The organism is Achromobacter pestifer (genome assembly GCF_013267355.1).
In the GTDB taxonomy this organism is placed as follows: Bacteria; Pseudomonadota; Gammaproteobacteria; order Burkholderiales; family Burkholderiaceae_B; genus Achromobacter; species Achromobacter pestifer_A.
The window spans coordinates 5,395,702-5,412,360 of sequence record NZ_CP053985.1 but is presented as its reverse complement, the minus strand read 5'-3'; the positions used below and the strand labels follow the sequence as shown (position 1 = coordinate 5,412,360).

21 protein-coding genes are annotated in these 16,659 nt (G+C 65.5%); 7 read left to right on the top strand and 14 right to left on the bottom strand.

What is annotated here, in order from left to right; genetic code table 11:
• Window positions 1-84 precede the first annotated feature (84 nt).
• From clpP to FOC84_RS25700, 3 genes are all read right to left on the bottom strand, one after another.
• On the bottom strand, window positions 85-738 hold the full coding sequence (gene clpP / locus FOC84_RS25710) for an ATP-dependent Clp endopeptidase proteolytic subunit ClpP (RefSeq protein WP_173147217.1): 654 nt from the start codon (window positions 736-738) through the stop codon (window positions 85-87).
• Window positions 739-742: 4 nt separating this feature from the next.
• The gene (gene tig / locus FOC84_RS25705; RefSeq protein ID WP_173147216.1) at window positions 743-2,053 is read right to left on the bottom strand and encodes a trigger factor; all 1,311 of its coding nucleotides are present in this window, start codon (window positions 2,051-2,053) and stop codon (window positions 743-745) included.
• Window positions 2,054-2,222: 169 nt separating this feature from the next.
• Window positions 2,223-2,978: a M48 family metalloprotease gene (locus tag FOC84_RS25700; RefSeq protein ID WP_173147215.1), complete on the bottom strand. Its 756-nt coding sequence runs from the start codon at window positions 2,976-2,978 to the stop codon at window positions 2,223-2,225.
• A gap of 261 nt (window positions 2,979-3,239) precedes the next feature.
• On the opposite strand from FOC84_RS25700, the gene FOC84_RS25695 reads away from it, so the two are divergent.
• Window positions 3,240-3,791 carry a TIGR00645 family protein gene (locus FOC84_RS25695; protein ID WP_173147214.1) on the top strand — a complete coding sequence of 184 codons (552 nt, stop codon included), beginning with the start codon at window positions 3,240-3,242 and terminating at the stop codon, window positions 3,789-3,791.
• A 144-nt stretch (window positions 3,792-3,935) separates the two neighbouring features.
• Here the strand turns inward: FOC84_RS25695 and FOC84_RS25690 are convergent, their stop codons facing one another.
• From FOC84_RS25690 to FOC84_RS25670, 5 genes are all read right to left on the bottom strand, one after another.
• On the bottom strand, window positions 3,936-4,142 hold the full coding sequence (locus FOC84_RS25690; RefSeq protein ID WP_006225311.1) for a cold-shock protein: 207 nt from the start codon (window positions 4,140-4,142) through the stop codon (window positions 3,936-3,938).
• A gap of 323 nt (window positions 4,143-4,465) precedes the next feature.
• Complete coding sequence (locus FOC84_RS25685; protein ID WP_173147212.1) at window positions 4,466-5,029, bottom strand: DUF924 family protein; 564 nt, start codon at window positions 5,027-5,029, stop codon at window positions 4,466-4,468.
• 230 nt (window positions 5,030-5,259) lie between these two features.
• Window positions 5,260-5,463 (bottom strand): cold-shock protein, encoded by a 204-nt coding sequence (locus tag FOC84_RS25680; RefSeq protein WP_006220190.1) that lies wholly within the window; start codon window positions 5,461-5,463, stop codon window positions 5,260-5,262.
• A 375-nt stretch (window positions 5,464-5,838) separates the two neighbouring features.
• A complete protein-coding gene (locus FOC84_RS25675) occupies window positions 5,839-6,159 on the bottom strand; it encodes a hypothetical protein (protein ID WP_173147210.1) in 321 nt (106 codons plus the stop codon).
• 93 nt (window positions 6,160-6,252) lie between these two features.
• Window positions 6,253-6,651: a hypothetical protein gene (locus tag FOC84_RS25670; RefSeq protein WP_173147208.1), complete on the bottom strand. Its 399-nt coding sequence runs from the start codon at window positions 6,649-6,651 to the stop codon at window positions 6,253-6,255.
• Window positions 6,652-6,776: 125 nt separating this feature from the next.
• Here FOC84_RS25670 and FOC84_RS25665 point away from each other — a divergent pair, with 125 nt between their 5' ends.
• Window positions 6,777-7,076 carry a DUF2513 domain-containing protein gene (locus FOC84_RS25665; RefSeq protein WP_088141337.1) on the top strand — a complete coding sequence of 100 codons (300 nt, stop codon included), beginning with the start codon at window positions 6,777-6,779 and terminating at the stop codon, window positions 7,074-7,076.
• A 19-nt stretch (window positions 7,077-7,095) separates the two neighbouring features.
• On the opposite strand, the gene FOC84_RS25660 is transcribed toward FOC84_RS25665, so the two are convergent.
• The 3 genes from FOC84_RS25660 to FOC84_RS25650 form a co-directional block, all read right to left on the bottom strand.
• A complete protein-coding gene (locus FOC84_RS25660; protein WP_173147206.1) occupies window positions 7,096-7,368 on the bottom strand; it encodes a hypothetical protein in 273 nt (90 codons plus the stop codon).
• Between the two features lie 82 nt (window positions 7,369-7,450).
• The gene (locus FOC84_RS25655; RefSeq protein ID WP_173147204.1) at window positions 7,451-7,837 is read right to left on the bottom strand and encodes a RidA family protein; all 387 of its coding nucleotides are present in this window, start codon (window positions 7,835-7,837) and stop codon (window positions 7,451-7,453) included.
• A 23-nt stretch (window positions 7,838-7,860) separates the two neighbouring features.
• A complete protein-coding gene (locus tag FOC84_RS25650; RefSeq protein WP_173147202.1) occupies window positions 7,861-9,018 on the bottom strand; it encodes a DSD1 family PLP-dependent enzyme in 1,158 nt (385 codons plus the stop codon).
• Window positions 9,019-9,116: 98 nt separating this feature from the next.
• Between FOC84_RS25650 and FOC84_RS25645 the strand changes: the two genes are divergently transcribed.
• Window positions 9,117-10,022 (top strand): LysR family transcriptional regulator, encoded by a 906-nt coding sequence (locus FOC84_RS25645; protein WP_173147201.1) that lies wholly within the window; start codon window positions 9,117-9,119, stop codon window positions 10,020-10,022.
• 35 nt (window positions 10,023-10,057) lie between these two features.
• Here the strand turns inward: FOC84_RS25645 and FOC84_RS25640 are convergent, their stop codons facing one another.
• On the bottom strand, window positions 10,058-10,456 hold the full coding sequence (locus FOC84_RS25640) for a RidA family protein (RefSeq protein WP_088141176.1): 399 nt from the start codon (window positions 10,454-10,456) through the stop codon (window positions 10,058-10,060).
• 62 nt (window positions 10,457-10,518) lie between these two features.
• Window positions 10,519-11,709 carry an MFS transporter gene (locus tag FOC84_RS25635; RefSeq protein ID WP_173147199.1) on the bottom strand — a complete coding sequence of 397 codons (1,191 nt, stop codon included), beginning with the start codon at window positions 11,707-11,709 and terminating at the stop codon, window positions 10,519-10,521.
• A gap of 93 nt (window positions 11,710-11,802) precedes the next feature.
• Here FOC84_RS25635 and FOC84_RS25630 point away from each other — a divergent pair, with 93 nt between their 5' ends.
• The 4 genes from FOC84_RS25630 to FOC84_RS25615 all read left to right on the top strand — a co-directional run bounded on the left by FOC84_RS25630 (window position 11,803) and on the right by FOC84_RS25615 (window position 14,883).
• The gene (locus tag FOC84_RS25630) at window positions 11,803-12,387 is read left to right on the top strand and encodes a TetR/AcrR family transcriptional regulator (RefSeq protein WP_173147197.1); all 585 of its coding nucleotides are present in this window, start codon (window positions 11,803-11,805) and stop codon (window positions 12,385-12,387) included.
• Window positions 12,388-12,492: 105 nt separating this feature from the next.
• Window positions 12,493-13,935 (top strand): MFS transporter, encoded by a 1,443-nt coding sequence (locus FOC84_RS25625; RefSeq protein WP_173147195.1) that lies wholly within the window; start codon window positions 12,493-12,495, stop codon window positions 13,933-13,935.
• Between the two features lie 94 nt (window positions 13,936-14,029).
• On the top strand, window positions 14,030-14,338 hold the full coding sequence (locus FOC84_RS25620) for a hypothetical protein (RefSeq protein WP_173147193.1): 309 nt from the start codon (window positions 14,030-14,032) through the stop codon (window positions 14,336-14,338).
• A 125-nt stretch (window positions 14,339-14,463) separates the two neighbouring features.
• Window positions 14,464-14,883, top strand: coding sequence for a shikimate kinase (locus tag FOC84_RS25615; RefSeq protein ID WP_254241780.1), 420 nt, complete (start codon window positions 14,464-14,466; stop codon window positions 14,881-14,883).
• A gap of 1 nt (window position 14,884) precedes the next feature.
• Here FOC84_RS25615 and FOC84_RS25610 read toward each other — a convergent pair whose 3' ends face one another.
• Window positions 14,885-16,531 (bottom strand): intermembrane transport protein PqiB, encoded by a 1,647-nt coding sequence (locus tag FOC84_RS25610; RefSeq protein WP_173147191.1) that lies wholly within the window; start codon window positions 16,529-16,531, stop codon window positions 14,885-14,887.
• Window positions 16,532-16,659 lie beyond the last annotated feature (128 nt).

The window sequence follows — 16,659 nt, the reverse complement described above, 5'->3', positions numbered from 1 at the left end:
GGTAAAGATGCGCCAGGCTGGAACAAAGCCTAGCGCATGCGCTTACTCAAACATGATGGCAGCGGGTTCAGATCAACCTGGAAGTCAGCCTTCCGAGCGGGAGCTCATCACCTTGTCCACCAGTCCATACGATACCGCATCTTCGGCGGACATGAAGTTGTCACGTTCCGTGTCCAGTTCGATGCGTTCCATGGTCTGGCCGGTGTTGGCGGCCAGGATGCGGTTCAGGCGTTCACGCAGGTCCAGGATCTCGCGAGCCTGGATCTGGATGTCCGAGGCCTGCCCTTGGGCGCCGCCCGAGGGCTGGTGGATCATGATGCGCGAGTTGGGCAGCGTGAAGCGCTTGCCCTTCTTGCCTGCCGCCAGCAGGAACGCGCCCATGCTGGCCGCCAGGCCGGTGCACAGGGTGGACACGTCCGGCTTGACGAATTGCATGGTGTCAAAAATGGCCATTCCCGCATACACCGACCCGCCAGGCGAGTTGATGTACAGGGAAATGTCCTTGTCAGGATTCTCCGATTCCAGGAACAGCAACTGCGCCACGACCAGGTTGGCCGTTGCGTCATTGACTGGGCCCACCAGGAAAATGAGCCGCTCGCGGAGCAGACGCGAATAGATGTCGTAGGCGCGTTCGCCGCGCCCCGACTGCTCGATCACCATGGGAATGTAGCCCAGGCCGGTGGGGGTCACCGAGGACCCGCCATTCATTGCCGCATAGAAATCGGTGAATCTCTGCATAGTGTTACGCCATCCCCATCAACTGATCGAAAGCCACCTTTTCTTCGGTGACCTTGGCTTTTTCCAGCACGTGCGCGACGACGTTGTCTTCCAGCACGATAGCCTCGATTTCAGCACGACGCTGGCGGTCAGCCAGGTAATAGCTGACAACCTGTGCGGGTTGTTCGTAGTTCTCGGCGAACTCTTCGATACGCGCACGGACTTGCTCGGGCTTGGCTTGCAGCTGGGCTTGCTTGACCAGTTCCGACACCAGCAGGCCCAGGCGCACGCGGCGCTCGGACTCGGTGGCGAAGGCTTCGGCCGGGATCGGCACGGATTCAGCGTTGGGGATGCCGCGCTGCTTGAGCTCTTCGCGGGCAGCGGCGACACGGCCTTGCACGTCGTTGTCGACCAGGGCCTTCGGCACGTCGAACTTGCCGGCTTCGACCAGGGCGTCCATGACGCTGGACTTGGTGCGGCCAGCCGAGCGGACCTTGACTTCGCGCTCGATGTTGCTGCGGATGTCGGCCTTCAGCTTTTCGATGTCGCCTTCGGCCTGGCCGAGGGACTTGGCGAATTCGCCGTTCAGCTCGGGCAGCACGCCTTCAGCCACTTCCTTGACGGTGATGGTGAATTCGGCGGTCTTGCCGGCGACTTCCTTGCCTTGGTAGTCATCGGGGAACTTGAGCGGGAAGACCTTGCTTTCGCCAGCCTTCAGGCCGCGGGCGGCTTCTTCGAATTCCGGCAGCATGCGGCCTTGGCCGAGCACGAACGGGAAGTCTTCGGCCTTGCCGCCTTCGAACGGCACGCCGTCGATGGTGCCGGCGAAGTCCAGCGTGACGCGGTCGCCGTCTTGCGAGGCGCGGCCTTCACGGGCTTCGAACGTGGCGCGCTGCTTGCGCAGGACGTCCAGGGTTTGCTGCACTTCGGCGTCGGTGACGGCCGTGTCGTAGCGGGTAACCGCCAGGGCCGACAGGTCCGGCACGGCAACTTCGGGATAGACCTCGAACGTGGCGGTGAACGCCAGCGTGTCGTCGGCAACGCCGTCGGTCTTGGGCTCGAGGTTCGGGGCGCCGGCGACGCGCAGCTTGGCGCCGTCGACAGCTTGTTCGAAGGCACGGCCAACTTGGCTATTGATCACGTCGTAGCGGATGCTGGGACCATGGCTGCGCTCGAGCATGGCGAGCGGCGCCTTGCCCGGACGGAAGCCGGGGACCTTGGCGGTCCGGGCCACGCGCTTCAATTGCGCCTGGACTTCCTTTTCGACGTCGGCCACCGAGACGGCCAGATCAACACGGCGCTCCAGGCCGGAGAGGGTTTCAACCACAGGCTGCATTAAATGACCTATTTTCCGAGAGATAAAGAGATGACGGGCGGATAAACGGGGGATTTTACCGGAAACTTCCGGTCCCCTGACGCAAAGGGGCGCGAGCACCCGGATAAGCCCGGATACTCGCGCCCCGTTTTCCACCCGGAACGGGGGAATTTACGCCTGTATGGACGCCTTACTTGGCCTTGGCGATGCGCTCTTCGATGTGCTGCGCGCGCTTGGCCGAGGACGGATGCGAGCTCATCATATCGCTCTTGCCGCCGTCCAGTTCAGCCAGCTTCTGGAACGCGGTCACCAGGCCGCGGGTGTTCAGGCCCTTGGCCTGCAGTTGGTCGAACGAATAATCGTCGGCGGCGCTTTCCTGCGACTGCGAGAACTGCGCGTTGATGAACTTCTCGGTCAAGTCGCCCAATTGCGACGAGCTCAGCGCGGCCACGGTGGCGCCGCCTGCGGCATTGGCGGCATCGCGCGCGGCCGAAACCGTGTAGGCGGTCTGCATCGTCTTCTTGCTGTGGCCCAGCGCAACGTGGCCGATTTCGTGGCCCACCACGCCCAGCACTTCATCGTCGGTCATCATGTCCATCAGGCCGCTGTAGACGCGGATGCAGCCGTTGGCCATGGCCCAGGCGTTGACGTCCTTGGTGACATAGACCTTGTAGCTGGCCTTCTGGCCGTTGACCGTGCCGCCCAGCTGCTTGGCGATTTTCTGCAGGCGGACATCGTACTTGCTGCCGGGAGCGGCGATCTTTTCCTGCGAGTCGCTCTGCGCGCAAGCCTTGTCCGACAGTGTCTTGATTTCGGCGTCGCTCAACGTGGCAGCCTGAACCACCTTGCTGCCGGCGCCGACCAGGCCGCCGATATCCAAAGCCTGGGAGGCGGAAAAAGGGGCGAGCGCAACGCCCAGGGCAGCGACGGTGTAGCGGATCTTCATGGGAACAAACTCCTCTTTACTGGCTCTATGCGAACGAGGCCGCAATTCTATATACGACCAATGCCCACCAAGCGTTTCGCCACACAGTTTCGCAAATGCCAGTTTTCCTTACATAAAACCTCAACAAGACCCGCGCAATCATGCTACGGGCAGCCCCGCGGACGGGACTCTTCATAAAAACTGATACCTGCGGCAACGCGGCATTGATAGAATTGCGCCCGCCATTTTTCGCACACTCCACTCGGCTCGCACCCAAAAAATATGATCTCCACCCCCCCTCCCCGCCTGGGCCTGCTGCCCAGCCTGATCTTCAGCTCGCGCTGGCTGCAACTGCCCTTGTACCTGGGCCTGATCGTCGCGCAAGGCGTCTACGTCATGCTGTTCCTGAAGGAGCTATGGCATCTGCTGACGCACGCCAACAGCTTCGGCGAAATGGAGATCATGCTGCTGGTGCTGGGCTTGATCGACGTGGTCATGATCTCGAACCTGCTGTTGATGGTGATCGTGGGCGGCTACGAAACCTTCGTGTCTCGCCTGCGCCTGCACAATCACCCGGACCAGCCCGAATGGCTCAGCCACGTGAATGCCAGCGTGCTCAAGGTCAAGCTGGCGATGGCCATCATCGGCATCTCGTCGATCCACCTGCTGCGCACCTTCATTGAAGCCGGCACGCTGGGCACGCCCAACGCGCGCTTCTCCGAGGCGGGCGTGATGTGGCAGACCATCATCCACGCCCTGTTCATCCTGTCGGCGCTAGGGATCGCGCTGGTGGACAAGCTGGCCACGCCGCCGGCCAACCACGCGAAGCACTGACGCCTGGAAGCCTACCCAGGGCAGGCCCCCATACGGGCCGGCCGGCGCCGCGGCGAGAATAAAAAAAGCCCCCGCACATTGCGTGCGGGGGCTTTTTTTTCTGGGCGGAGCGCCGGGCCGGCCCGGGGCGCTGCCCTGCGAAGGTCAGGCCGCTACCTTGATGTTCTTTGCGCTGGGACCCTTGGGGCCGGTACCGACCTCGAAGGTGACGCGCTGGTTCTCCTGCAGCGACTTATAGCCTTCGCTGCGGATCTCCGAGTAGTGAGCGAAAAGATCCTTGCTGCCATCATCGGGCATGATGAAACCATAACCCTTTTCGGCGTTGAACCACTTAACGATGCCGGTTGCCATGGAATGTCCTTGAACCTAGAAAAAGCGATTGCTCGCGGGGCGCCAGATCATCAAGGATGGGAGAGGAAGCAACCGCAGCACCACTGACGGCGACAAGTGAAACGCAGACCGCGTCGCTTGAAAATCTCGCTAAACCCAGTGTATTGGCGAACCCCGAAAAACGTCAAACATCCGCAAATCCAACAGCATCCGGAAACCGCCGGAAAGCCAGGCCAGACAAGGCTTGAGGCCGTGCAAGGGGTCCAATATTTTCAACTTGGCACGCGTGGACACATGCGGATACGTGCAGCCGCGGCACCCCTGAACAGCGTGCCGCGCGAGCTCTATCCGGCGAAGCCGCCGGAATCGAGAAACGCCTGCTCGGCCTGCGTCGTCTGCCGGCCCAACGCGGCGTTGCGATGGGGAAAGCGCCCAAAGCGCTTGATGATGTCGCGATGCAGAACCGCCCAGCGCAGCGAATCGGCGTCCAGCGGCTCCATCAGGGCAACGGCGCGGTTCTGGGCCGCGAGGTTCTCCGCGTGTTCGAAAGGCAGGTAGAAGAACTGGCGCAGTTGCGGATCCACCGCCAGATCGTGGCCGGCCGCGATGGCGCGGTCGGCGAAGTACTGGGCCAGGGGGTCGGAGGCAAACATGTGCGCGGTGCCCCGATAGGCATTGCGCGGGAACTGGTCCAGCAGGACCATCAGCGCCAAGGCGCCCTTGGCGTCGTCCAGCCACGCATCCAGCTGGCGGGCCGCGGCGGCCATGTGGGCCGCCTCAAAACGGGCGCGGAAGGCCGCATCGAATTCGGCGCTCTTGCTGAACCATTGCTGGGGGCCGGCATCGAGCCAGAACGCGACCACCTCCTGGGGCTGCGGAACAATCTGCGTGGAGGAAGCAGTAGTCATGAGAGCGCGTATCCGGAAGTCTGGGGCAAGGCCGACAATAACAGAGACGCGCGTCTGGATCAGGGTCATACACCAGATGAATGAATCGGATGTGATTCCCGTACCAGGATTTATGTATTCTAGGGATTACCCTGACATTACTGGTGCAGCGATACTTTCCATGTTTAGGAATGGCCGCCGCAGAAAACAAAAAAGCCCCACGAGGGGGCTTCTATCGAAAACTCAGACCCTTACAGGACCTGGATCTTCGTGGCTTGCGGGCCCTTGGGGCCATTGGCCGTCACAAAGCTGACGCGCTGGTTCTCTTCCAGAGACTTGAAGCCCGAGCCCTGGATTTCGGAGAAGTGAGCGAACAGATCCTTACCACCCGCTTCCGGGGTGATGAAGCCATAGCCCTTTTCCGAGTTGAACCACTTAACGACGCCGGTTTCCATACTGTATTTCCTAGAGATAATGGGCAAATGCCCGGAGGTCACGAATCAATCAAGGAGGGGACAGTAGAACAATAACGCTGAGCCGGAAAAGGCACGGCACTGAACGAAAATCGCAACGCTTGTGATCGTGTGCCGACACTATCGTTAGGTTCCCCTCACAAGTCAACATAATCCTAAAAAATGCGTGCCAATAATGCAACAAAGAGAAACTGCAAGCGGATTCCACACATTTTCATAGGCAATAAGAAGTCCTGCATAGGTGTTTACACCCACGCATCATAAAAAAACAATCTAGGCTTATATAAATGCCGCCTGCCCGCGTACGAGAATTTCTTCATACGCCGTTCGGGCTAGCACTTTGGTTTGCCGCCAGGCTTACTCGTCGATAGGTAAACCCAGCAGATCGAGCGCCGCGCCGAAAGCATCGGGGCCCGAGCAAAGGAAAACCGCCACGTCACCGGGATTCATATTTTCCAGGACTTGGTCGATCTGTTCTTGCGCATTATCAACATTGTCGACACTAGAGGCGTGTATGTCAGCCCCTGCTTCGACTTTTTCACGCGGCACGATGTCTGCGATCGCATCGAGATCCGTCACGCCCTCCAGGACGTAGACGCTGATGCTCTCGCCATCCAGCGTGGTGTGCAGCTCGACGCCGCCCGCTACGTCGGCAATCTGCCGACTTACTATTTCCATGATCACTCTTCCTTGATTCGCGGGCTCTGCCCGCCTGGGCACGCACCTTGCAGGTGCACTCTCACGCCCAGGCGCGACTATAACAGCCTTCGGCTAATGCTTCTTGACTGTAGGACCAAGTGACCGGCGCGCGGCGCCGGAAGTGGCCGCGACGGAGCGGCTGCGCACCCCGGCATCGGCCAGCACGCGGGCCAGCGGCTTCTGGGCCGCCAGGAAGACGCCCTTCTCGTCGCCGGCGAGCTTGCAGAGGAACATCTGCGCCAGCAGCTGCGTGCGGCGGGCCTTGCGGTTGTCGGACTCCTGGGCAAGCCATTCGCCGACCCACGTCGCCGCTGCGTCGGCATCGCCCTGCAGCTTGATGTGGCCGAGCAGGTCGAACACGGTCACGCCTTCGATGCGGCCGTCTTCGCCGCGCGTGAGAAAGAGCTTGGCGGCCTGGCCGGTGTAGCCGGGGATCAGCGCGAGGCAATCGCGCTCTGCGGGTTTCTTCATGGGATATGCACGTATCGGTTGTCGAGAACCCTGGACTGTAACCCGGCTGTGGCGCCTGTCGCGTCGCCGCCATGGATCTCTGCTATTGTCGGCCTGTCTTTTACCCCCAATGAATGGTGGACATCATGCAACGCGATTTCGATCTGGTCGTCACTATCCTGGGCGCCCTGCGCGACGCGCCGGGCCCCAACCTGAGCACGCACGACATCAAGAACGTGGCCCTGGCGCCGCATCCCGAAGAGCAAGGCCTGCAGCTGATTGCGCATCACCTGGACCTGCTGGAAGACGCGGGCCTGGTCAAGCAGATCAGCGAAACCGCGGCGACCGCGGGCGCGACGCGCTGGCGCATCACCTGGAAGGGCTATGACGCCCTGGAACAGGATGAAGACGACGAAGACGACGAGGATTTCGACGCGGAAGAGTAAGGCGCAAGGCGCCTTGCGTTCAGCGGCGCAGCAGGATGCGCCGCGTCAGCAGCGATGCGGCGGCGCCGATCACCAGGCTGAACATAAAGGCGGCGATCGACAGCATCGCAGACAGCTCGCTGAAGCCGCCGTGGCGGGACAGCAGGAACACCGCCACGCCCACCGCCGCGGCCAGCGCGGCAACCCCCAGCAGCACATGCTTGATAGAGCCCAGGCGGCCGCATAGCGAGCCGCCAACCAGCGCCGCCGCCACCATTGCGGCCATGGACCAGAACAGGTATTCGTACTGCATGCGGACGGTCTCCCCCGTAGGTATTGAGGCGCACGCATTATAGGCGTCCGCCTGGATGCGTCCGCTCTCACGCACCGCCGCGCTAAGCAGCGGCAACCACGCTGATCTCGACCAGGGCTCCGTAGTGCAGCTCGCGGGTGGGCACGATGGCCCGCGCCGGCCGATGATCACCGAAGCACTGCTCGTAGACCTGGTTGACCTCGTCCCAGAGCGCCACGTCCGGGATGTACACCGTCACGCTGGCGACCGCGGCCAGCGAGGCGCCGGCCGCTTCGAGGATGGCGCGGACGCTGCGCAGCGCCTCCCGGGCCTGGGCCGCGGCGCCATCGGCCAGCGCCGGCCGCTGCCCCGGCGCCGCGGGCGGCAGGAACCCCAGCTGCCCAGAGACGAATATGAAACCGTTGGCGCGCACCGCCTGCGAATAGTGGCCGGCGGGCGGCGTGGCTTGATGCGTATGGATGAATTCCATGCATGCCTCCTTGTAGACGGCGGTTACCAGCCGCGAAAGCGTTCCCAATGCGCCAGCACTTCGGACGAGTCCGGACGCACGACCTCATAGGCATCGTGCTGGGCGCAAGTGGCGCAGGCGTGATTGGGCACGATGCGCAGCTTCGCGCCCAGGGGCAGCTCGGGCAGGGCCGCGCCGCTGCCGGGGCGCACCTTGATGATGCCCTGCTCCTGATTGGTCTCGGCCAGCAGCAGGTCGGGATAGACCGTGCCGCGGGCGTCGCACACCAGGCCATACAACTGGTCCACCCGCTGTTTGGCGGTACCCCGATCACGCGACATGGCCATCCATCCGGCGTCGACCAGGATCCAGCCCTTGTCGGGTTGATGGCCTATCACGGTCGTCAACACCGAGGCGGCGATATCGTCCACCGAGCACACGCCCAGCCCGGCCATCACCAGATCGAAGAATACGTACACCCCGGCGCGAACTTCGGTCACGCCGTCGAGCTTGCGGGCGAAATGCGCGGTGGGCGTGGAGCCCACGCTGACCACCGGACATGGCAGGCCTGCCTGGCGGATCGCCTCGGCGCAGGTGACGGCCGCCAGGCGCTCCTGCTCGGCCATGTCGGCAATGGCGTCGACGCTATCACAGCCGTAGGACTCGCCGGCATGCGTCATGACGCCGCGCAGGCACGCGCCGTCCTCGTGCAGGACCCGCGCGATCGCCAGCAGTTGCGCCGTGTTGCCCGGCTGCACCCCGGCGCGATGGCCGTCGCAGTCGATCTCGATCAGCGCCGGGATGGCGTCGCCCGCCTCCCTGGCCCGTTGGGCGACGGCGCGCGCCGCCTCCAGGCTGTCCACCACCACGGTGAGATCCACGCCGCGCTGGCGCAGCGCCAGCACGCGGTCCAGCTTTGCCGGCGACACGCCCACGGCATAAAGCAGGTCGGTGACGCCGGCGGCCGCGAACTGCTCGGCCTCCTGCAGCGTGGACACGGCGGCCGGCCCCTGCGGCGAGGACATGAGCCGGCGCGCGACGTCGATGGATTTGGGCGTCTTCAGATGCGGACGCAGCTGCACCCCATGCCCGGCCATCAGCGCGTTCAGGCGCCCGATGTTGCGCATCATGCGCGTCTCGTCCAGCAGCAGGCATGGCGTATCGAGGGTATCGAGAGAGGAAGGCGTGGCGTTCTGGTTCATGGCGTTCTCGGCATGGCGTATCGGAATGGCTGAAGTATGGCGCGGCGGCGGTTCCGCGTGTTTAATCTGGACTTAATCGTCCATTAATCCATACCTGCATGATTACGACCGAAGACCTGCGTTTTTTCCTTAGCCTGGCAGCCACCCGCTCATTGGCCGAAGCGGCGCGCGCGCTGGACGTGACCCCGCCGGCCGTCACCCAGAGGCTGAACACGCTGGAAAAGCGGTTGGGGGTCAGGCTGGTCAACCGTTCGGGGCGCGGCACCGCGCTGACCGACGAAGGCAGGCTGCTGGCGTTGCGCGCGGAACAGATCTGCGGCGAACTGGGCGAGCTGGCCGACGAACTGGCGGGACGCCGGGGCGTGGTGGCAGGCCATCTGCGCGTGGTCGCCCCGCTGGGATTCGGGCAGCGCTACATCGCGGGCCTGGTCGCGGAATTCCGCCGCCAGAGCGCGGACGTCACCGCCAGCCTGACGCTGTCCGACGGGCCGCCGCGGCTGGCGTCCGACGACTGGGATGTGATGGTGCATATCGGCGAGCTGCGCGATTCGACGCTGGTCGCCTACCCGCTGGCGCCGAACCGGCGGATCCTGTGCGCATCGCCCGCCTACCTGGCGCGCCGCGGCGCCCCCGCCAAGCCCGAGGACCTGCGGGCGCACGACTGCATCGCACTGCGCGAGAACGATGAAGACGTGACCTTATGGCGCTTCAAGCATGGGCGCGGCCCGGCCGTGGGGGTGCGCGTGGCGCCGCTGCTGTCAAGCAATGCGGGGGAAACCGCCGTGGAATGGGCGCTGGCCGGACACGGCATCATGGTGCGCTCGGAGTGGGACGTGGCCGCGCATCTGCAGGCGCGCGCGCTGGTGCCGCTGCTGCCCGGCTGGAGCCTGCCGTCGGCCGACGTGGTGGCCCTGGTCAAATCGCGCCAGGAACTGCCCGCGCGCACGGCGGGCTTCCTGGCCCATCTGCGCGCCGCCTTTGCCGCGACGCCCTGGCGCGGCTAGGTCCTGTTCACGCTAAATGGCGCCTTGCACAGGCCCTAGTCCAGCATGGCCTCCGCCTCGATCTCGATCAGCCATTCCGGCAGCGACAGGCCGCTGACGATGATCCAGGATGAGGGCGGAGGATCCTTCTTGAAACGGTCGCGCAGCGCCTGCGCGATCACTTCCTGGTCTTCCCTGGCCGTCTCGCAGATGTAGATGCGCAGCATGATGACCTGCGCCAAGGTGGCGCCGGCCGCGGCGAGCACGCGCTCGATATTGTCCAGCGTGGCCTCGGTCTGCTCCTGCAGGCCCGGCCCCACCGTGCGCTCGTTGGCGTCGACCCCGACCTGGCCTGACAGCAGCATGCGGCGCTGCCCGGTGACGATGACGGCCTGGCTGAATCCGTATTGCACGGTGTTGGGCACGCTATCGGGATTGACGACGGTTCTGGACATGCGCTTCTCCTGGCGGCGCGCCTGGGCGGGCGCCGAAGCCGCCATTCTATAGACCTGCCGCGTCAGGCCCCGGCTTGCCTGGCCGCGGGACTGCGTCCCACCGGCATGGCGGCCAGCAACACGATCGCGCCCGCGCCTACCGCCGTCCAGAATCCCGCGCCCACGCCGTAGTGGTCGACGACCCAGCCTGCCAGCGCCGCGCCCGCCGCCACGCCCGCGCCCAGGCCGGTCACCAGCCAGGTCAGGCCTTCCGTCAGGCGATGGCCAGGCACGCTGCTTTCCACCAGCGCCATCGCGATGATCATGGTCGGGGCGAACGACAGGCCGGCCAGCAGCACGCCCAGCGCCAGGGTGAGCAGATCGTTCACCAGCAGCAGCGGAACCGTCGTGAACGCCGTGACCGCCGCCGCAACCACCAGGAGGCGAGCCAACGGCATCTGGAACTTGAGCACGCCGAACACCAGGCCGGCCACGCAGGACCCCAGGGCATAGGCGGACAGCACCAGGCTGGCTCCGGCCGGCATGCCCTGCTGCCGGGCGAAGGCGACGCTCAGGACGTCGATGGTGCCGACGATGAGGCCCATGGCAGCCATCACCGCCAGCAGGGCGCGCATCGGCGGCATGCGCAGCACCGATGCCTGGCGCCCTTCCTGCTTGAACCGCACCGCGGGCGCCGTGGCCCGCTGCAGCACGAAGGCCGTCACGCCCGCCGCGAGCAGCAGCGCCGCGAACAAGGGGCCGGCCTGCGGAAAGAACAGCACGCTCAGCCCGACGGCCAGCGGGGGCCCGACAATGAAACTCAGCTCGTCGGCCACGGACTCCAGCGCGTAGGCGGTGCGCAACTGCGGCTGGTCCCTGAAGATCTCGGTCCAGCGCGCGCGTATCATCGCCGGCATGCTGGGCAAGGCCCCTGCCAGCGCTGCGAAGAGGAACAGAGTCCAATCGGGCGCGTTCCATTGCACGCACGCCGCCAGGCCGACCAGTCCCGCGACGCACAGGCCCGCGGCCACGGGCAGCACCCTGCCCTGGCCATGGCGGTCCACCAGGCGGGAAATCCGCGGCGCCAGCAAGGCCGTGGCCAGGGCGAAAGCGGCGGCGACGGCACCCGCCAGCGCATATGAGCCGCGCACCTCGGACAACATGGTGATGATGCCGATGCCGATCATGGGCAGAGGCAGGCGCGCGACGGCGCCGGCCAGGACAAAACCCAGGGCGCCGGGCGCCTGGAACAACTCGCGATACGGATTCGACACCGGAAGCCTTTGATTGCCATGGACAGCGGCATCGTATTCACATACGATGCGTATGTCAATTTACATACGTACCGTATGTCTTTGGAGAGGAGCATGACGCGTTCCCGCGCCGAGATGATAGAAGCCACCCGCGCGAAACTGCTGGCCACGGCCCGCCTGGCCTTCCGCGAGGCCGGCTACGCCGCCACGTCCATGGACGATTTCACGGCGGCGGCGGGGCTGACGCGCGGCGCCTTGTATCACCACTTCGGCGACAAGAAGGGCTTGCTCGCGGCGGTGGTCGAACAGATCGACGGCGAAATGGACCAGCGCCTGGCCGCCATCGCCGCGCAGGCGCCCGATGCCTGGGCCGCCTTGCGCGGGCGCTGCCGCGCCTATCTGGAGATGGCGGCCGAACCCGAGATCCGGCGCATCGTGCTGCAGGACGCGCCGGCCGTGCTCGGCGCGGCGGCGGACGGCTCGCAGCAACACTGCATTGCGTCGCTCGCGGCGCTGCTGCAGACGATGATGGAACAGAAGGTCATCGAACCTGCCGCGCCGCAGGCCTTGGCGCGGCTGATCAACGGCAGCCTGGTCGAAAGCGCCTTCTGGATCGCGCAGGATCCCGAGAGCGGACCGCGTCTGGCACAGGCATTGCAGGCGCTGGATCTGCTGCTGCGCGGATTGCGCAGGCGCTGACCACCCTACGGCGCGCGCACACTGCGTTTGCGGTTGCGCGGCGGCATGCGTATTATCCAATATAAATCTTGTTTAAATAATTTCTCTCAAAAGGCGGAAGACCGCGTGAGCACCGGCACCACCCATGTATCAAGCGCGTCCTGGGCAGATCTGCTGCACGGAACCAATGCCCTGCGCTCCATCGCGCTGGCGGGCGGGGTGGCGTTGCACGCCATCAACGTCTACATCGTCACCACCATCCTGCCCAGCGTCATCAAGGACATCGGCGGGCTGGAGTACTACGCCTGGAACACCACGCTGTTCGTTGTCACTTCCATCGTCGGGTCGGCGCTGTCCGCCAGGCTGATCGAAACGCTGGGGCCGCGCGCGGCCTACCTGCTTGCGGTCGCGGTGTTCACCGCGGGATCGGTGGTTTGCGCGCTGGCGCCGAGCATGCCGGCGCTGCTGACCGGACGCAGCATCCAGGGCCTGGGCGGCGGCATCCTGTTTGCGCTCAGCTATGCCCTGATCCGCCTGGTGTTCGAGGCGCCCCTCTGGTCGCGCGCGATGGCCCTGGTGTCGGGCATGTGGGGCGTCGCCACCCTGTGCGGCCCGGCCATCGGCGGCGTCTTCGCCCAGACCGGGCATTGGCGGCTGGCGTTCTGGGCCTTGCTGCCCGTGGCGGCCGGGCTGGCGGCGATCGTGGCTCTCAAGGTCGGCGGCAAGGAATCGGTCCCGCCCTCGCGGCCGAGCCCGCTGCCCGTGATCACGCTGGGCCTGCTGGTGGCCAGCGTGCTCGCCATCACGCTGGCCAGTCTGTCGACGGACCTGCGCTGGAATCTGGCGGGCATTGCCGCCGGGCTGGCCATCGCCGCGCTGATCGCGGCGGTGGACCAGCGCGCCGCGAAGCGGCTGCTGCCTACCGGCGCCTATTCGATCGCCAAGCCGCTGGGCGCGCTGTACGCGGTGATGTGCCTGGTGGTGGCCGCCATCACCACCGAAATCTTCGTGCCGTACTTCCTGCAAGTCATCCATGGCATGACGCCCTTGGCGGCCGGCTACATGACCGCCGCCATGGCGGCAGGCTGGACCCTGGCGGCCATGCCCAGCGCCACCCGCAGCGGCCTGGCCGCCAATGTCCTGGTGCGCCTGAGCCCCGTGGTGATCCTGGCCTCGCTGGCCGCCCTGGCCTATATGACGCCGCGCGCCACGCAGTTGCAGTCCTACCCCGGCCTGGCGGTTTATGTGCTGGCGCTGGCCGGCGTGGGCTTCGGCATCGGCCTGAGCTGGCCGCACCTGTTGACGCGCATCTTCACCGCGGCGCCTGCCGGCGAGGAAACCTTGACCTCCTCGTCCATCACCACCGTGCAACTGTACGCGACGGCGTTGACGGCGGCGCTGGCCGGCGTCATCACCAACAGCGCGGGCCTGGCGGATCCGGGCGGCGTCGCGGGCGCGCAGCATGCCGCGCAATGGTTGTTCGCGGCGTTCGCGCTGGCGCCAGCCGGCGCCCTGCTGTTGCTTGGCCGGATCACCCGCGGCCAGGCGCCGGGCGCCATCCAGAAATAGCACCCGGCCGGGCCCGCCAATTTCCGCCAAAGGCGGTATGGAAGGCCTGAACCGCTTTTGCTACGCTGGGATCTATCTGCAAGGGGTCCTGGCCATGATCAACAGAATCCGCGTGCTGACCGTCCAGCCTTCGTCGCTTTCGGCGCGGTTTGCGTTCCTGGGTATCGCCCTGCGCTGGACACTGGGGGCGACGCCCCGCCCCATCCGGCTCCTGATCGGACCGCACGACCTCGAACCCGTGGGCTCCGAGGCCGCCTTCTGGCAATTCGCCTTGCGCCACGCCGTCACCGGCCGTTCCTTCCTGGTGACGCGCGGCGACCGCTGGGACCTGGCGGCGTCCGTGGACGGCGATGAAGTCCGCGCTTTCGGCCGCAAGTTCGCTTTGCGACAATGCCTGTTCTGATTCGGCCGGCGCGGACGCCTGCGCGCCCGCCCGCACCGAAAGGAACAGCCATCTCAACGCCTGACACCACCGTCATCCATCTCAACGGCCCGATCAACAGCGGCAAGTCCACGGTCGGAGCCGCCTTGGCCGCCCTGCTGCCCGCTGCGCGCTTCATCGACGGCGATGACCACGACGCTCCCAGCCATCTGCCGCACACCGAGCAATGGGCGCTGGCGCTGGCGCGCCTCGCCAGGCTGATCGCCGAGGCGCAGGACCTCCATCTGGTCATCGCCTACCCCTTGGAGCAGGACAGCTACGGGCAGATCCTGGCTGCGTGTGAGCGGCGCGGCGCCCGCTTGCGCGTGGTGACCCTGGCTCCCACGCTCGCGGCCGCCCAATCGGACCGGGGCGGACGCGTCCTGACCGAATGGGAACGGCAGCGCATCGCGCAGATGTACCTCGAAGGCTATGCCGCGCGTCCGTTCAGCGACCTGGTGCTGGACACCTCGAGCACGGACGCGCAAACCAGCGCCCGCCAGATCGCGCAGTGGCTCGCATCCTAGCCTAGCGCGCCGGCTGGCGCTGGTACTGGGCATCCGGCGCGCGGCCCCGCAGCAGCGACTCCGGATGCGCCTGCAGATAGTCCGACAGCTCCCGCAGCGACCGGGCCGCCCGCGACAGTTCCTGCAAGACCGCATTGGCATTGACCGGCAGGCCAGCGTCGGGACTCAGCACCCCGCCCACGGCGGCCAGGGACTTGCTGGCCTGGCGCAGCATGGCTTGCGCCTCGGGCGCCAGGCGGGTATCCAGCCGCTTCATCAGGCTGGAGGTGGCGCGCAGCAACTGCCCCAGATCGGCGCCCAGCCCTTCGAACGGCACCCGATCCAGCTTGGTGAGGATGCTGTTGATCTGCTGCTGCAACTGATCCAGGTTGTTCGGCACGGTGGGAATGAACGGATCCTCTTCCATCTTGAACGTCACCGGCTTGGCGTCCGGGAACACCGCCATGGCGACGTACAACTGGCCGGTCAGCAAGTTGCCGATGCGCAACTGCGCGCGCAGGCCCTGCTGGATCAGGGCGGCCAGCAGCTTGCCATTGGGATGCTCCAGCGTCGAGCCCGAGTATTCCTTGATTTCCTCGACCGTCTGCGCGCCCAGGCGCTCGGGGTAGACGGTGGCTCCGACCAGCGCGTAGAACTGCTTGATCGCCGGATCGAATTCCAGGCGGATGGAGTCCACCTGGCCGATGGCCGCGCCATAGGCGTCGATGGGCGCGCCGACCACCAGCCCCCGGACCGACTGGTCAAAGCGCATGCGGATGTGCAGCGGCATGCCATCAGGTTGGGCGCGGGCGGCGCCTTCCGACGGGAAGATGGTGAACTCGGCATCGGCCTTGGCCGCCACGTGCGCGTGCTGCTCGATGGTGTCGAACGCGACGCCCCCCACGATCACGGACAGCAGGGACTGCGAGCGCACTTGCAGGCCGCGCGCATCGACGCTGAAATCCACGCCGCTGGCATTCCAGAAGCGCGTGGCGCTGTTGACGAAATCGTCATTGGGCGCATCGATGAATACCTGCACGTTGACGCCTTCGCCGCTGCTGTCCAGGTGGTAGGCCACCACCTCGCCCACCGCGATGCGTCGGAAGTAGACGGGTGAACCTATGTCCAGCGAGCCCAGGTCGTGGGCCTTGAGCGTGTAGCGTTTGCCGGCGCGGTCCTGCGCCACCTCTGGCGGGGTCTCCAGGCCGACGAAGCTGTGCTTGGAGGCGCGGCTCTCGCCTTCCTGGCGGAACCGGTCGGACGGGTCCACGCCGATATAGGCCCCGGAGAACAAGGTGCTCAGTCCCGACACGCCGCTGAGTGTCAGCCTGGGCCGGACCACCCAGAACACGGTCTCTTCCTGCAACAGGCTGGCGGCGTCCTTGTTGATGCGCACGGTCGCGACGATGCCCGAACGATCTGAATTCAAGGCCACGCGTTCGACCACGCCGACCACGACTTCCTTGTAGCGGACCTGGGTCTTGCCGGCCTCCAGCCCTTCGGCGGTTTGGAAGCTGATGGTAGCGGTGGGGCCCGCTTCCATCCAGACACGCACCACCAAAATCAGCCCGCCCAAGGCTGCAATGATGGGCACCAGCCAGATCCAGGACAGGCGACGCCTTTTACGGCTTGCGGCAGGCGTGCTGGCGGCGGAGCCAGGTTCAGGCATGGGAGATGTCCCCTGTTGTACGCATTGGACTCGAGGGCAGAACGCTTTCAAGAATCGCCCCCGGGCGCTCCGTGCGCAAGTAAGGGTATTCCCGAAATGGACTCGCCGGACGAAAATGCGCTCTGCCC

Excerpts from the sequence above, each read along its gene's own strand:
- clpP (WP_173147217.1), bottom strand. The coding sequence starts at position 738 with ATGCAGAGATTCACCGATTTCTATGCGGCAATGAATGGCGGGTCCTCG.
- tig (WP_173147216.1), bottom strand. The coding sequence starts at position 2,053 with ATGCAGCCTGTGGTTGAAACCCTCTCCGGCCTGGAGCGCCGTGTTGAT.
- FOC84_RS25700 (WP_173147215.1), bottom strand. The coding sequence starts at position 2,978 with ATGAAGATCCGCTACACCGTCGCTGCCCTGGGCGTTGCGCTCGCCCCT.
- FOC84_RS25695 (WP_173147214.1), top strand. The coding sequence starts at position 3,240 with ATGATCTCCACCCCCCCTCCCCGCCTGGGCCTGCTGCCCAGCCTGATC.
- FOC84_RS25690 (WP_006225311.1), bottom strand. The coding sequence starts at position 4,142 with ATGGCAACCGGCATCGTTAAGTGGTTCAACGCCGAAAAGGGTTATGGT.
- FOC84_RS25685 (WP_173147212.1), bottom strand. The coding sequence starts at position 5,029 with ATGACTACTGCTTCCTCCACGCAGATTGTTCCGCAGCCCCAGGAGGTG.
- FOC84_RS25680 (WP_006220190.1), bottom strand. The coding sequence starts at position 5,463 with ATGGAAACCGGCGTCGTTAAGTGGTTCAACTCGGAAAAGGGCTATGGC.
- FOC84_RS25675 (WP_173147210.1), bottom strand. The coding sequence starts at position 6,159 with ATGGAAATAGTAAGTCGGCAGATTGCCGACGTAGCGGGCGGCGTCGAG.
- FOC84_RS25670 (WP_173147208.1), bottom strand. The coding sequence starts at position 6,651 with ATGAAGAAACCCGCAGAGCGCGATTGCCTCGCGCTGATCCCCGGCTAC.
- FOC84_RS25665 (WP_088141337.1), top strand. The coding sequence starts at position 6,777 with ATGCAACGCGATTTCGATCTGGTCGTCACTATCCTGGGCGCCCTGCGC.
- FOC84_RS25660 (WP_173147206.1), bottom strand. The coding sequence starts at position 7,368 with ATGCAGTACGAATACCTGTTCTGGTCCATGGCCGCAATGGTGGCGGCG.
- FOC84_RS25655 (WP_173147204.1), bottom strand. The coding sequence starts at position 7,837 with ATGGAATTCATCCATACGCATCAAGCCACGCCGCCCGCCGGCCACTAT.
- FOC84_RS25650 (WP_173147202.1), bottom strand. The coding sequence starts at position 9,018 with ATGAACCAGAACGCCACGCCTTCCTCTCTCGATACCCTCGATACGCCA.
- FOC84_RS25645 (WP_173147201.1), top strand. The coding sequence starts at position 9,117 with ATGATTACGACCGAAGACCTGCGTTTTTTCCTTAGCCTGGCAGCCACC.
- FOC84_RS25640 (WP_088141176.1), bottom strand. The coding sequence starts at position 10,456 with ATGTCCAGAACCGTCGTCAATCCCGATAGCGTGCCCAACACCGTGCAA.
- FOC84_RS25630 (WP_173147197.1), top strand. The coding sequence starts at position 11,803 with ATGACGCGTTCCCGCGCCGAGATGATAGAAGCCACCCGCGCGAAACTG.
- FOC84_RS25620 (WP_173147193.1), top strand. The coding sequence starts at position 14,030 with ATGATCAACAGAATCCGCGTGCTGACCGTCCAGCCTTCGTCGCTTTCG.
- FOC84_RS25610 (WP_173147191.1), bottom strand. The coding sequence starts at position 16,531 with ATGCCTGAACCTGGCTCCGCCGCCAGCACGCCTGCCGCAAGCCGTAAA.